The sequence below is a fragment of the Vibrio sp. 10N.222.49.C12 genome, from assembly GCF_041475025.1.
Lineage (GTDB): Bacteria > Pseudomonadota > Gammaproteobacteria > Enterobacterales > Vibrionaceae > Vibrio > Vibrio crassostreae_C.
Genome location: NZ_JBFRVF010000004.1, coordinates 1 through 16,920, shown reverse-complemented (window position 1 = coordinate 16,920; position 16,920 = coordinate 1). Strand labels below are relative to the sequence as shown.

Annotated in this window: 1 protein-coding gene; it reads right to left on the bottom strand. The window is 47.5% G+C overall.

All coding sequences use genetic code 11. The features are described from left to right. Positions 1-36 precede the first annotated feature (36 nt). On the bottom strand, positions 37-16,920 hold a 16,884-nt coding region (locus AB4583_RS02050; protein ID WP_372116207.1), incomplete at its 5' end, for a tandem-95 repeat protein.

Sequence of the window (16,920 nt, the reverse complement as noted above, 5' to 3'; positions counted from 1 at the left end):
TAAATGTCGGTTTAGACTAAAACTAAGCTCTCTCGATTAAATCGAGCTTTGGTCGAAGTCGTTGCCTTGATCAGTTCCAGTTTGAGAATCTGAATCGAAGCTTCCAGAGTCGTCCGTGAAGTCAACACCTTGGTCTTGACCACCTGAACTTGTCCAGTCGCTGCCACCAGATTCCATACCCGCCATGTCCGGTTGCTGTTCTTGCGTAGAACCTTGCATGGTGTATTGATCATCGACCTCAACTTCAACAGAACCGCTAGCACCGTCTATTGAGCTACCCAATTCGTCGTAACCTTGGAATTGGATCTCGCTAGTACCTTCATAACCTTCTGGAAGTTCAACGGATACAGGCTGCTCTAGGTTGCCACTGATTGTGAAGCTACCATCACCGTTATCCAGTGCGTTGCTCACAGTAGCGCCCTCAGGTAAGCCAGACATATCAGCGTAATCAACCGATTCGTTACCACTCACCTCATCTGGAATCGAGATAGAGATAGTATCGCCCGGTGCCGCGGTTACATCGGCTGTACTGTCTTCAGTTTCAGCATCTTGAGCTTGGTCATCAGCTTGTTGAGCCACTTCCACTTGTTGCTCTTCTGTTTCTTGAGCAGCTTGGACTTGTGGTTCATCACTTTGTACTGAATCATCTTCAACTTGGATGCTTAAGCTGTGACTTGATACTTCACCGCCGTCGTTAACTTCAACATTCATCGCTAAGTTGCCATCGAAGTCTTCGTTCGGCCAGTAAGTCCACTCACCGTCACCAGATTGAGCAAAGAAGCCAGCATCGTTCGCGTCTGCAACATCAACAACTTGTGCAGAATCACTCACGCCCAACTCATCCACCAGCTGTGCATCCGTGATAGTTAGTGAACCATCATCAGCTATGGCATAACCTTCACTCGCCGCCGCTTCATCTCCGCCTTGGATATCCACATTGAAGAAGCTTTCGATGCGATTTTCGCCATCGGTCGCTATAAACCCAACTTGAACATCTCCGGTGTAGTCTTCAGCAGGTGTGAATTGATAGTTACCTTGGTTATCGCTCTCTATTACACCCTGACCTTCCATCAAGCTTACTGACTCAATGCTCAAGCTGTCGCCTTCCGCATCGCTCAGGTTCGCTAACATGTCTTCATCAGTGAACGACAAGGTTGCATCCGCTGCGATTTCCGTCGTTGTGATGCTGTTAACTTCTGGTGCTGCATTCTCTTGTGAGTCGCCTTCTTTCACGACTACGCCAGTTTGCTCATCATGAAGCACGCCATCTTTATCAACTACGTACGCAATGTCTGCTTCGCCCGTGAAGCCTGGTGCTGGTGTGAACGTCCAAGTGCCATCGCCATTATCGACAATCTCACCTTGGCTGCGGTCAGCAAGATGAACCAGTTTCACTTCATCATCGCTGTCAGCATCCACATTCTCAGCCAATCCGATTAGGTCGTCCGCCGTTAGGATGATGGAATCACCCGCCACAGTTTCGAAATCACCTGAATCGATACCATCATCAAACGCTTCCGGCTCATCTCCGTAATCAACCGTTGTTGCGCTTACGGTTACGAAGAACTCACCATGGAAGTCTTCAGGCGGCGTCATTTGAATGTTTGAGATATCCCAGTCGAACAGGTCGATGTATTGACCCGGCTCGGTGATCATCACGGTATTCACACCATCTGTTACCTCGAATCCAACAGGGAAACCTGTCATCACCAAGTTACTTAGTGTTTCTGAATCATCGACTAGGCCAACGTTCAGTCCCAAGTGACCCGTTTCATCTTCGCCGAAGACTAATGGACCGTCATGGTCAGTTGAAATAACCGCGCCATCTGCGACAGGACGTACGTACACAGGAACATCGAGAACCGTTTCGAACTCACCGTCACTCACGACAACTTGTAGGTCAGAAACACCCGCAAAGTCGCCTGTTGGTGTGAATGTCCAAGTACCATCACCGTTGTCTGTAACTTCTCCGCCATCTTCACCGTCTGCGGTGATAATGCGAGAAACAACAAGGTCTGCGGTATCAATGTCACCGAACAAGTTCATCAAGTCGCCAGCATCGAAGGTGAACGCGCCATCTTCGTTGGTGGTCATCATTGCGTTGCCGACGTTGAATGGTGCGTCGTTAACCGGAATGACATCCACATTCAGCGAGCCATCAACCACTTCTTCACCGTCAGTCGCTTGATAACCGAGTTCTACTAAGCCATTGAAGTCTTGAGTAGTCACTAAGTGATACATGCCGTCTGGTTGCTGAGTTAAGGTCGCGTTCGCTGGAGCTCGAACTGTGATGCTCTCAATGCTGATCTCGTCGCCATCAAGGTCTGTCACTTGATCCGCGATGTAAGCCGGGTCAATCACCATGACCACATCTTCTTCGCCTTGCATCTCAATCATTGGCGCTTCAGGTGCATCATTCACTGGCGTAACATCGATGTTGCCGTCGACTGAAATTGTCTCTTGGCCATCGCTAACGTTAAACGTCATTGGCACATCGCCATTGAAGTTTTCGTTTGGTGTAAATGACCAAGTACCATCTTCGTTATCTAGCAACTCACCCAAGCTAGGGTCGATTTGTAGACCAGAAGCCGACAGCTCGTCTGCGGTGTTATCGATGTCGGTAGCTTGAGCTAACAACATGTCTTGTGTGATAAGAATGGTGCTGTCTTCGGCTGTGGTTAGTTTCACATCCTCAGATTCAGGTCCATCGTTCACAGCCAGAACTTCGATACCTGCCGTTGTTGTTGCCGTTGCACCGTCATCATCGGTCACGACCACATCTAGGCTGATATCACCATTAAAGTTCTCGTTTGGCGTGAAGGTCACAGACCCATTATCGTTTTGAACCAAGGTGCCGTCAGAGCCTGAGTAAGTCACGCTTTCAAGCGACACTTCGCCATCAACGTCAGAGCTATTAGCAATTAACTGCTCAGGGCTGATTGTGATGGTGCCATCTTCGTTCATTTGGTAAGACGTAGAACCCGCTACTGGCGCATCGTTAACATCCGTTACCGTCACACCAATATTCGCATCGACTGTCTCAGTGCCATCAGTCACTGTGAAGCCAAGGTTTACATCGCCATTGAAGTTCTCGTTCGGAGCAAAGCTATAAGTGCCATCACCGTTATCAGTGAACACACCTTCTGCGCCCGTGTAAGACACATCCATGATAGACAAGTCATCACCGTCAATGTCTGCAGCACCTGCAAGTAGGTCTGCATCCGTGAAGATTAGCGTTCCATCTTCCTCAACGGTAAAGTTTTGGTCTTCTGCTGTTGGTAGGTCATTGACTGGGTTAACCGTTAGGTCGACGCCAGCTTGAACAGTTTCAAGGCCATCTGACACATCGAAGCTCAAATCAATGTCACCGTTGAAATCAGCATCCGGCATGATAGTAAATGAACCATCTTCATTTGCTGTTACGGTTGCATTGTCACCCGCGGATAGGTTGCTTGCGGTCAGTGCATCACCATCAACATCGGATGCGTTAGCCAGCAACTGCTCTTGAGATAGCGTAATTGAACCATCTTCATCAACCGAGTAAGCCACGTTTCCGGCCACTGGTGCGTCGTTAACTGCAATAACTTCAATACCAGCGGTGGTTTGAGCGGTAGCACCGTCGTCATCAATAACCGTCACATCAAGGTTGATGTCGCCGTTAAAGTTTTCGTTTGGTGCGAACGTTACCGAACCATCTTCATTTTGAACCAAGATACCGTCTGCACCTGAGTAGCTCACGCTATCAAGCGACACTTCACCGTCCACATCGGAGCTGTTAGCAATCAACTGCTCAGGGCTCAATGTGATGGTGCCATCTTCGTTCATTTGGTAAGACGTTGCGCCTGCTACAGGTGCATCGTTAACGTCTGTTACCGTTACGTCGATGTTTGCATCAACCGTCTCTGTACCATCAGATACTGAGAAGTCCAGACTTACGTCACCGTTAAAGTTCTCGTTCGGTGCAAAGGTGTAAGTGCCATCGCCATTGTCGGTGAACACACCCTCTGCGCCAGTGTAAGACACGTCGGCAACTGAAAGCTCATCACCATCAATATCAGAAGCACCTGCTAGCAGTTGCTCGTCCGTAAAGGTAAGCGAACCGTCTTCTTCAATGGTGTAAGCGACATCTTCTACAACTGCGATGTCATTCACTGGATTCACAGTAAGGTCAGCCGTTGCAACAACCGTTTCAGTACCATCAGAAAGGTCGAAGCGTAGGTCGATATCGCCATTGAAGTTCGCATCTGGCGTTACCGTAAAGGTGCCATCGCCATTATCAACAACGGTTGCATTATCGCCTGCGCTTAAGTTGCTTGCGGTCAGATCATCGCCATCCACATCCGATGCTTGAGCAAGCAGTTGCTCTTGGCTTAGCGTGATTGAACCATCTTCATCCACAGAGTAAGCCAAGTCACCCGATACTGGTGGATCGTTAATTGGAAGAACATCAATACTTGCGCTGGTGGCTACTGTCGCACCGTCTTCATCTGTCACCACTACATCGAGGCTAACATCGCCATCGAAGTTTGCGTTCGGTGCAAAGCTGAATGTGCCGTTGCCGTTGTCAGTAAAGATACCGTCAGCGCCTGTGTAAGTAACACTATCAATCGCCACTTCACCTTCAATATCAGAAGAGTTCGCCAACAGTTGCTCTGCACTGATGGTGATAACTTCATCTTCGTTGACTGAGTAACTGGTTGAGCCTGCGATTGGCGGATCGTTCACCTCAAGTACAGTGATTCCCGCGGTAGTCGCTTCTGTTGCCCCTTCTTCATCGGTAACAACAACCGCTAAACTCACATCTCCATTGAAGTTCTCGTTTGGAGAGAAGGTGTAAGTGCCGTCACCGTTGTCTTCGAACACACCATCACTGCCAGTGTAAGTCACGCTATCAATCGCAACCTCACCTTCAATATCTGAAGAGTTGGCTAATAGCTGTTCGTTACTGATCGTGATTGAGTTGTCTTCATGCACAGTGTAAGACGTGCTACCCGCCACTGGTGGATCGTTCTCAGGCGTCACGCTCACATCAATGTTGGCTTGAACCGTATCCGTGCCATCTGACACATCAAAGCTGAAGTTCACATCACCATTGAAGTTCTCGTTTGGCGCAAAGCTGTAGCTTCCGTCACCATTGTCGGTAAGCACACCATCAGCACCAGTGTATGTCACACCTTCGACTGTTAGGTCATCACCTTCAACATCCGTCGCACCCGTTAACAGGTCAGCGTCAGTGAAGTTAAGAACCCCATCTTCACCAATAGTGAATGCTTGGTCTTGTGGCTCTGGCGCATCATTGACAGGTGTTACCGTCAAGTCTAGGCCAGCCGCGACCATGTCTTCTCCATCGGTTACATCGTAACTAAATTCGATATTACCGTTGAAGTTTTCACTCGGTGTAATGGTGAAACTGCCATCGTCGTTCATTTGAACGGTCGCATTTTCATCATTGGTGGTTAGGTTGATTGCTGATAGGTCATCACCATCAATGTCGACAGCGTGCTCTAGCAACTGCTCTTGAGTTAGCGTGATGCTGTTATCTTCGGCTGTAACGGCACTAATATCACCGTCAACTTCTGGAGCATCGTTCGCAGGTGAGATGTGAATCGTCACGTCTTGCGTAGCTGTTGCGGTTGTACCGGTATCAACATCTGTTGATGTTGCATTCACAGTTAGAACCACATCACCATTGAAGTCACCTGAAGGGATAAACTCTAGCCCTTCTAGCTCGCCTGGTTGCAATGACCAAGTGCCATCACCGTTATCGGTACCTGCAGAAAGCGAGCTGCCTTCTGGCACGTCTTCAATCAAGATAGCAAGGTTTTCTGAGCCATCGGTATCTGTTAGAGCTGCATCAATATCAAGTGGTACAGGTGTGTCTTCAGTACCAATGATTTGGTAATCCGCGTCAGACACTGTGATTTCGATGTTGTCGATACCAAACGCCTCGTCATCGACGCTTTGATTCAGGGTTGAACCGAAGCCAAGTTCAAGTTGGCCGTCTTCTACTGGTACCGTTAGGTTGATTTGATGTGCTTGGTCATTCCAACCACTGAAGCCCTCACCTTGTGATACGCCGTGAACCACTTCGCCGACTTCATTTCCTTCTGAATCGTAAAGCGTTGTTGTGCCATCTTGAGTACGGAACGCAGAATTATCTAATGTCGTTAGCTCTTCGCCGCCGACAAAGATTTGGAACGACTCACCATCCCAAGAATCAATTTCGTAGAAGTTGAACGAGATATTAACTTCGCTCACATCACTTGGAATGTCGTAAGTTTTGCTGACAGCTTCATCGCCACCAGTGCCACCAATACGACCTAGCATGTCACCTGATTCGAAGCCTTGTGAGCTTTCAGTACCGGTATTCCAACCGTTTGAGCCAGACTCGAAGTTGTCTGAAGCAATCACTAGGTCAGACGCAATCGACAGCTCTGGCATATCAACCACAGATTGAACATCAATCGTCGCTTCTGCTGGTACTGTCGCTGTACCGTCATTCACGTCGAACGTCACATTTACATTGCCGTCGAAGTTTTCATTCGGTGCGAATGTGTAAGTACCGTCGCCGTTATCAACCAAAGTACCGCTATCTGAAGCAACATTTTCAACCGATAGGTTGTCGCCATCAATGTCGCCCGCATTTTGCAGCAGTTGTTCTTCAGTAAAGGTAAAGCTGGTGTCTTCTTGAGTCACAAATTGTGGCTCACCGACTGTTGGCAAGTCATTAACTGGGTTAACCGTTAGGTCAGCCGTTGCTTGCAGCGTCGCATCACCATCGGTAATGTCGAAGTTCAAATCAATGTCGCCATTGAAGTTCGCATCTGGCGTGATAGTGAAACTACCATCATCGTTTGCAGTAACTGCCGCATCACCACCAACGGTCAGGTTAGCCGCTGTTAAGTCATCGCCGTCAACATCGCTCGCTTGAGCAAGTAATTGCTCTTGGCTCAAAGTAATTGAGCCATCTTCGTCCACGCTGTACGCCAAGTCGCCCGATACCGGAGCATCGTTAACAGGCAGAACATCAATGCTTGCGTTAGTCGCTACGGTTGCGCCTTCTTCATCAGTAACGACAACATCAAGGCTTACGTCGCCATCGAAGTTAGCGTTAGGTGCGAAGCTGAATGTTCCGTCACCATTGTCGGTAAAGATACCGTCTGAACCTGTGTAGTTAACGCTATCAATCGCCACTTCACCTTCGATATCAGAAGCGTTTGCCAACAGTTGCTCTGAACTGATGGTGATAACTTCGTCCTCGTTGACTGAGTAGCTGGTTGAGCCTGCGATTGGTGGATCGTTCACCTCAAGTACAGTAATACCCGCGGTGGTCGCTTCAGTTGCGCCCTCTTCATCAGTTACGACAACATCAAGGCTAACTTCGCCGTTGAAGTTTTCGTTTGGTGAGAAGGTGTAAGTACCGTCACCGTTGTCTTCAAAGACACCGTCAGCGCCAGTGTAAGTCACGCTATCGACTGCCACATCACCTTCAATGTCAGAAGAGTTAGCAAGTAACTGTTCGTCACTGATGGTAATTGAGTTGTCTTCATGAACGGTGTAAGACGTGCTACCTGCAACCGGTGGATCGTTCTCTGGTGTCACGCTGACATCAATGTTGGCTTGAACTGTATCCGTGCCATCTGACACATCAAAACTGAAGTTCACATCACCATTGAAGTTTTCGTTTGGCGCAAAGCTGTAGCTTCCATCGCCATTATCAGTAAGAACACCATCCGCACCTGTGTAAGTAACGCCTTCAACCGACAGGTCATCCCCATCAATGTCAGTCGCACCTGTCAGCAAGTCTTCATCAGTGAAGTTCAAGATGCCGTCTTCGCCGATGCTGAACGTTTGATCTTGTGGTTGTGGAAGGTCATTGACTGGGTTAACGGTTAGGTCAGCCGTCGCAACCAGCGTATCTGTACCATCGCTAATGTCGAACGTTAGGTCAATGTCACCATTGAAGTTCGCATCTGGCGTAACGGTAAAGCTGCCGTCATCGTTAGCAACAACCGTCGCGTCTCCATCAACAATCAAGTTAGAAGCAGTAAGGTCGTCTCCGTCTACATCGCTTGCTTGAGAAAGAAGCTGCTCTTGGCTCAAGGTAATCGAACCGTCTTCCTCAACACTGTATGCCAGGTCGCCTGATACTGGCACGTCGTTGATTGGTAATACATCAACCGTAATAAACGTATCAACTTGAGCGCCGTCTTCATCTTGAATGGTCACATCCAACTGCACTTGGCCGTTGAAGTTTTCATTCGGAGCGAAGCTACATGTACCGTCACCATTGATTGAGAAGATACCGTCTGGGCCATCGTAGTTGATCTCAACAAGCTCAACATCACCTTCAATATCAGAAGCGTTCAACAGAACTTGAGACTCATTGAAAGTCAGTACTGAATCTTCATCGATGGTGTATGACGTTGGGCCAGCAACTGGCGGATCGTTCACCTCAAGGACTGTAATGCCCGCCGTTGTTGCTTCAGTCGCACCATCTTCATCCGTCACGACAACATCTAGGCTAACTTCGCCATTGAAGTTCTCGTTTGGAGAGAAGGTATATGTGCCGTCACCGTTGATTTCCAGAACACCGTCGCTACCACTGTAAGTCACGTTATCAATTGCGACTTCGCCTTCGATATCCGAAGAGTTCGCTAGCAATTGTTCGTTACTGATCGTAATAGAGTTGTCTTCATGAACCGTGTAAGACGTGCTACCCGCAACCGGAGGATCATTCTCTGGCGTCACGCTCACATCAATGTTAGCGGTTACCGTATCGGTTCCATCTGATACATTGAACGAGAAGTTCACATCGCCATTGAAGTTTTCATTCGGCGCGAAACTGTAGGTGCCATCGCCATTATCGGTTAGGACACCATCTGCGCCAGTGTAAGTTACACCTTCAACACTTAGGTCGTCCCCTTCAATGTCCGTTGCACCTGTTAATAGGTCTTGGTCATTGAACGTTAACACGCCATCTTCGCCGACTGTGAATGCGTGGTCTTGTGCTTCTGGACCGTCATTTACTGGTGAAACTGTTAACTCAAGGTTGGTAGAGACAACATCATCACCATCAGACACATCAAACGTAAAGCTCACATCGCCATTGAAATCAGCATCTGGCGTTAATGTGTACGTACCATCACCGTTATCGGTAATCGTAACGCTCTCATCATCGGTTGCTAAATTCAGAGCCGTCAACTGATCGCCATCTAAATCACGCGCATTAGCCAATAAGTCTTCTTGCGTAATGATGATTGAACCATCTTCTTCAACCGTTGCAGAAACCGGAAGTGCTTCAGGTGCGTGCTCAATGTGCGCGCCTGTCGCGTTAATGTAGATGGTTTGAGATACCGTTTCAGAATCATCATTCGATAACTCTGTCGCAGTTGCGGTTACATGAACTTCAAGCTGCTCATTGAAGTCTTCTGGTAACTGGATTTGTAACGCATTTTCGATAGCCGTTGTTGGTAAGTTCACCGTACCATCAGGGCCAACCGTTACTTCACCGCTGTAGATTTGGCTGTTCACTTCACCGACATCGATTGTGAAGTTGAAGTCAGAATAGTCAGCATCTCCGCCGCCATACAAATCTTCAAATCCGTAAACCAGCTCGCCGTCTTCATTAACCGTAGTACGAGTATGTTCGATACCATCTTGGTTTAGCTGAGAGCTTGAACCACCATGGAAGATCGCGTCACCATTTTGGCCTTGAATCACTGTCTCGGTTCCATCAGCAGCCACAAAGACAAGTTGAGGATCAACCGTATCCATGTTCGCAGGCGAACCATCCTCAGCACGGAACTCGTACTGACCGTCTTGCATCACATCAAAGTCGTTGTGCTGATGTCCGTTTGGAATTAAGAACAGGTTAAAGCTTTCGCCTTCCTCGACTTGGAAGCTGAATTGATCTTGCCCTGGAACAAGGTCGCCGCCACCACCAACTTGTGATGCGTTTTCGTAAACAACTTCAACACCTGTGATGTTGCCGTCTTCGTCTACTTTGTAGTAACCCGCAGCGTTTTGGTAGCCAGCCGTCTCACCTTCAAACGTTACTGTGATTTCAGTGTCGTTGTAACTGGTGATACCGTTCTCTTGGTCATTCAGAACGCCTTCGTTATCGTATTGAATAACCGAACCTTCTGGCACACCATCTACTGTAACAGTGAGTGTTTCAGACAAGTCTTGGTCGACAAGTGCCGCAGCAATGTTCAGTTCAACAATACCGCCTGGCTCAACCAAAATCGCCTGGTCGTCGACGTTAACACCATCACCATCCGTGATAACTAAGTCAGGCGCATCAGCAACTGCTTCAATGTGAACATTAATGTCTTGTTCAACTTCATCCGTACCGTCTGTCACAGTAAAGCTGAACTGCAGATCACCACTGAAGTGCTCTTCAGGAACGAAGCTGAACGTGCCATCGCCGTTGTCGGTTACTGTGCCTTCATCACCAGAGTAATTGATGCTGGTAACGCTTAGGTCGTCGCCATCAATATCAATTGCAGCACTCAATAGATCTTCTTGAGTGAACAGGATGCTGCCATCCTCTTCGATGTGGTACATTCCTGGAGCAACAATTGGAATGTCATTCACCGGATTAACGGTCAATGTCATATCATTAGACGTGCTCAGCTCACCGTCGCTCACCTCATAAGTGAATGCAATATCGCCATTGAAGTTCTCTGAAGGTGTCACTGTGTACGTGCCATCACCATTGTCTACAATGCTGGCATTTGGATCGTTAGTTTCAAGCGCGCTTGCAAACAACTCATCGCCATCTTGGTCGCTCGCGTTCTCCAACAACATTTCTTGTGTAACGAGGATTGAACCATCTTCGTCGACATCTGCCACCATTGGCGTCGCTTCTGGCGCATCGTTGACGAACTCAACTTTTAGGTCGATGTTTGCGGCAACCACATCAGTGCCATCGCTCACATCAAACGCTAAGTCAACGTTACCGAAGAAGCCCTGCTCTGGTGTTAATGTGTATGTTCCATCGCCATTGTCTGTGACTTCTACCGTGTCGCTTGCACTCGTCACATTCACAACTGACAGTTCGTCGCCTTCAATGTCTGTCGCTTGTGCTAATAGTTCAGCTTCGGTAATGGTAATCGCTTGACCGTCTTCCGTAGTGAAAGACATGTCAGGCACGTCTGGCGCATCATTGATTGGGTTTACGGTTAGGTTGAGGTCAGCGGCGACTGTCTCAATCGCATCTGTCACATCGTAAGTAAACTCAATCTCACCAAAGAAATCTGCACTTGGTGTAATCGTGAAGCTACCGTCTGGGTTTTCTACAACAACCGCATTTGGATCGTTGGTCGCTAAGTTAACGGCTTCAAGGTTGTCGCCATCGACATCCGTCGCATTCGCTAACAGATCCTCTTGAGTGATAGTGATTGAACCATCTTCATCAACAGCGGCTTCAATTGGACCACCAACCTCTGGGCCTTCATTGACAATTTCAACGTCAACTCTTGCTGTACTTGGTGCGCTTGCTTGGCCATCACTGATATCGAAAGTCAGATTCACTTCACCGTAGAAGTCTTCTGCAGGTTCGAAGGTAAAGGTATTATCACCGTTATCCGTTAACGTACCTTGCGTTTGGTCTGCAAGTAATAGGTTTTCGACATGAAGAATGTCGCCATCAACATCGGTAGCACCAGACAATAGGTCTTTCGCTTCGATGATCATGGAGCCGTTTTCAAGCATTTGGGTGTGCAATGGTTCACCCGGAACCGGCACGTCATTGACTGGTACGACCGTTAGGTCTAGATGCGTTGCGACTTCATCAGTTCCATCAAACACCTTGTAGTCGATGTCGATTTCACCATTGAAGTTTTCATTCGGCATGAAGGTAAACGTACCATCGCCGTTATCAACTAGCTCACCGTTATCACCACCGTAAGTGATGTCAGAAATAGACAGCGTATCGCCTTCCACATCTGTGGTGTTCGCTAGCAAGTCATCTGCACTGAACGTGATACCTTCATCTTCATCTGTCGATAGAACAATCGGGCCAGAAACGATTGGCGCATCATTTACTGATTCGAAATTGATATTGATGATATTGCTGTCTGTCAGCTCACCATCGGTAACTTGGTAACCAAGTTCGATTTCACCATGGAAGTTTTCATCCGGTGTTACCGTCCAAGTGCCATCACCATTATCGGTGAGTGTTGCATGCTCTGAGTTTTCACCCACTAGCTCTAGATTTTCAATATCAAGGTCGTCGCCATCAATATCAGATGCTTGCGCCAGTAGTTGCTCTTCGGTAATTACGACCGAAGCAAACTGGGCAGAACCATCGGTATCGACAGTAATATTCGGAAGATCAGCCGTTAACTCGATTTCGTTGTCACCCGCATGGATATTCAACTCAACCGTTTCAGTAATCTCTGAACCATCTACACCAATCGATGTAAACACCGCTTCATCATGACAAGTTTGTGACACTGTCATGTTTTGAACGACGTAAGTACCATTACCTTGCACGGTACCAAGCTCAAAGTAGGACACTGGTTGATCAACCGTTAGCGTGTAATCTGTCTCGAAAGTACCACGGTCTTCTTTGTGGTAAGTCATCGAGTCAATTAGGTCGCCATCCTCATTGAACGCTTTGATTTCTACTTCTGTAAAGTGACGAGACTCTTCCATGAACCAGCCACCCAAACCATCTAGGTGGAAACTGATTTCATTGATGTCTTGACCTTCAACTGAAACCGTCAGTTTCTCATCACCACTTAAGCCTTGGCGGTCAGTATCACCGATACCATGACCAATGTGGGTGTTGCCATTCCAGGCACCAAGAGGGTCATCGTTACTTTGAACAGTTACCGTTAAGTCACCATCTGAGAACTCACGCGTATAAGGGTCAACTTCTGTACCCCAATCATCCACACTCGCGTTATCGTCAAACGTACCGATTTGTGTGGTGTGTGTACCTTCAGCAAGAGCATCTTCACTTGGAACAAAGCGCACTTCGGTATCTGCAGGAACTTCTTGTCCTACTTCCAGTACCACCCATTCGTCATTCACATTTGCTTCAATGATGCCGTTTTCTGGCGCTTGGTCTAAACGTAGTGCTGGTTCTTCACGAAGTGTCACACCAACTGTTTGGTCTTCTTGCGCTTGAATGAAGATTTCATCGCCCGCTTCTGGCGCATCGTTGACAGGGTTAACCGTCAAGTCGAGTGTCGTCAGAACTTCATTCTCACCATCACTGATGCTGTATGTGAAGTCCAACTCGCCATTGAAGTTTTCTGTGTGCGTAATAGTGAATGAACCATCGTCATTAGTAACAATTGTCGCATCTGGATCGTTGGTTTGTAGGTTAGATGCCGTTAACTCATCACCTTCAACATCGGTCGCATTAGCGAGTAACTGCTCTTGAGTAATGGTGATTGAATTATCTTCATCGACTTCAGCCTGAATGCCCGAAGTTTCAGGTCCGTCATTCACAGCGATAACATCGATGCCAGCGGTTGTGGTTGCGGTTGCACCGTCTTCGTCAACGACAACAACGTCTAGTGAAATATCACCATCGAAGTTTTCATTTGGCGTAAAGGTGTAAGTACCATTGCCATTATCAACAAAAGAGCCGTCATCACCGGAGTACGATACTCCAGACAGTGAAACATCACCTTCTACATCGGAAGAGTTTGCCAATAATTGCTCATCACTGATCGTGATTTGGCCATCTTCTTGAACTGTGTAAGATGTCGAGCCCGCTACCGGTGGATCATTCTCAGGTGTTACGCTGACATCAATAACAGCTGATGTTGAATCAGTACCGTCAGAGACATCGAATGAGAATTGAACATCACCATTGAAGTTCTCGTTTGGAGCAAAGCTATATGTGCCGTCGCCATTATCGCTAAGAACACCATCTGCACCTGTATAGAGTACGTTTTCAATCGACAGTTCATCACCATCAATATCCGACGCACCTGCAAGCAGGTCAGCATCGGTGAAGAGTAACGTACCGTCTTCTTCAATCGTGAACTGTTGATCTTGCGCTTGTGGCAAGTCATTAACCGGATTCACGGTAATGTCTAGGCCAACTTGAACTGAACCACCATCGTTATCGATGATATCGAAGTTCAGATCTAGGTCACCGTTGTAATCTGCGTTCGGTGTGATGGTGTAGCTGCCATCATCATTGTGTTGGATGGTCGCATTTTCATCAGTAGATAGGTTGATAGCTTCTAAGTTGTCGCTATCGATATCACCTGCTCTTGCTAGCAATTGCTCTTGGCTTAGCGTGATGGAGCTATCTTCATTGATGGTGTAAGCCAAATCGCCCGATACTGGCGCATCATTGATTGGCAATACATCAACGTTAATGTGTGTTTCAACCGTTGCGCCATCTTCATCTTGAATGGTCACACCCAGTTGAACCTGACCATTGAAGTTTTCGTTGGGTGCAAAGCTGCATGTACCATCACCATTTACAGTGAAGATACCGTCAGAGCCATCGTAGTTAATGCCAACAAGTTCTACATCTCCTTCGACATCCGAAGCATTCACAAGAATCTGAGATTCACTGAACGTCAGAACCGAATCTTCGTCAATGGTGTATGACGTTGGACCCGCAACTGGTGGATCGTTCACTTCAAGAACGGTAATACCTGCTGTGGTTTCATCAATTGCACCTTCTTCATCTGCAACAATCACATCAAGGCTGATATCACCGCTGAAGTTTTCATTAGGAAGGAAGGTATAGCTGCCATCGCCGTTATCTTGGAACACACCATCAGTGCCACTGTAAGTCACAGTATCAACCGACACCGCACCTTCAATATCCGAAGAGTTAGCTAGCAACTGTTCATCAGAAATTGTGATGGCATTGTCTTCATTGACCATGTATGAGGTTGAACCCGCAACTGGCGGATCGTTCTCAGGAGTCACACTCACATCAATGTTAGCGCTAACGGTTTCTGTGCCATCAGACACATCGAAACTGAAGTTCACATCGCCATTGAAGTTCTCGTTTGGCGCAAAGGTATAAGTACCATCACCGTGGTCGGTCAGTACGCCATCACCACCTGTATAGCTAATACCTTCAACGGTTAAGTCGTCGCCATCAATATCGGTGGCACCGGTAAGTAAGTCGGCGTCTGTAAATTGAAGCGTACCGTCTTCTGCGATACTGAATTGTTGGTCTTGAGGAACCGGCAAGTCATTAACTGGGTTAACAGTAAGATCGGCGGTTGCTTGAACCGTGTCAGTACCGTCAGTGATGTTGAATTGAATATCAATGTCACCATTGAAGTTTTCATCTGGCGTAATCGTGAAACTGCCGTCATCGTTAGCTACAACCGTCGCATCACCACCAACTGTTAAGTCACTTGCGGTTAGATCTTCGCCTTCTACATCGGACGCTTGAGACAACAGCTGATCTTGGCTCAGTGTGATTGAACCATCTTCGTTAACGTTGTAAGCCAAATCACCAGACACTGGCGCATCATTGATTGGTAATACGTCAACATTGATGACGGTTTCGACTTCTGCACCATCTTCATCACGAATGGTGACATCAAGCTGAACTTGGCCATTAAAGTTCTCATTTGGAGCGAAGCTGCAAGTACCGTCACCATTTACTGAGAAGATACCCTCAGGGCCATCGTAGCTAATACCAACAAGCTCAACATCCCCTTCTACATCTGAGGCGTTAAGCAACACTTGAGACTCACTGAAGGTAAGTACTGAGTCTTCATCAATGGTGTAAGACGTAGGGCCTGCAACCGGCGGATCGTTCACTTCAAGAACATTGATGCCCGCGGTCGTTGAGTCGGTCGCACCATCTTCATCAGCAACAACCACATCCAGTGCAATTTCACCGCTGAAGTTCTCATTTGGCGAGAAGGTGTAAGTGCCGTTACCATTGATTTCGAGGACACCGTCGCTACCAGAGTAAGTCACGCTGTCTATCGATACATCACCTTCAATATCTGAAGATGTTGCCAATAGTTGTGCATCAGAAATGGTAATCGAATTATCTTCATTCACCGTGTAGGACGTTGAGCCCGCAACAGGCGGATCGTTCTCAGGAGTCACGCTAACATCAATGTTTGCAGACACGGTATCGGTACCGTCTGACACATCGAAGCTAAAGCTCACATCACCATTGAAGTTTTCGTTTGGAGCAAAGCTATATGATCCCTCACCCAAGTCAGTCAGTACGCCATCAGTGCCTTCATAAGTGATGCCCTCAACCGTCAGGTTATCACCTTCAACGTCTGTCGCGCCTGTAAGCAGATCCGCGTCTGTGAACTGTAAAGTACCGTCTTCTGCAATACTGAACTGTTGATCTTGAGGTACTGGCAGGTCATTAACTGGGTTAACGGTTAGGTCAGCTGATGCTTGAACGGTATTGGTACCATCTGAGATATCGAAGCTGATATCAATGTCGCCATTGAAGTTCTCATCTGGCGTGATGGTGAAACTGCCATCATCGTTAGCTACAACCGTCGCATCACCACCAACCGTTAGGCCGCTAGCTGTCAGGTCATCGCCTTCAACATCAGATGCTTGTGATAACAGTTGCTCTTGGCTTAGACGGATAGAACCATCTTCATCGATTGAGTACGCTAAATCGCCTGACACAGGTGCATCATCAACGGCAGTTACACTCACATCGATGTTTGCAGATACCGTATCGGTACCGTCAGATACATCGAAGCCGAAGTTTACGTCACCATTGAAGTTCTCGTTTGGCGCAAAGGTGTAAGTACCATTACCGTTATCAGTAAGGATACCGTCACCGCCATCGTAGGTCACACCTTCAACCGTTAGGTTGTCACCTTCAATGTCAGTAGCGCCTGTTAATAGGTCGGCATCAGTAAAAATTAACGTGCCGTCTTCTTCAACGCTGAACTGTTGATCTTGAGGGACTGGCAGGTCATTAACTGG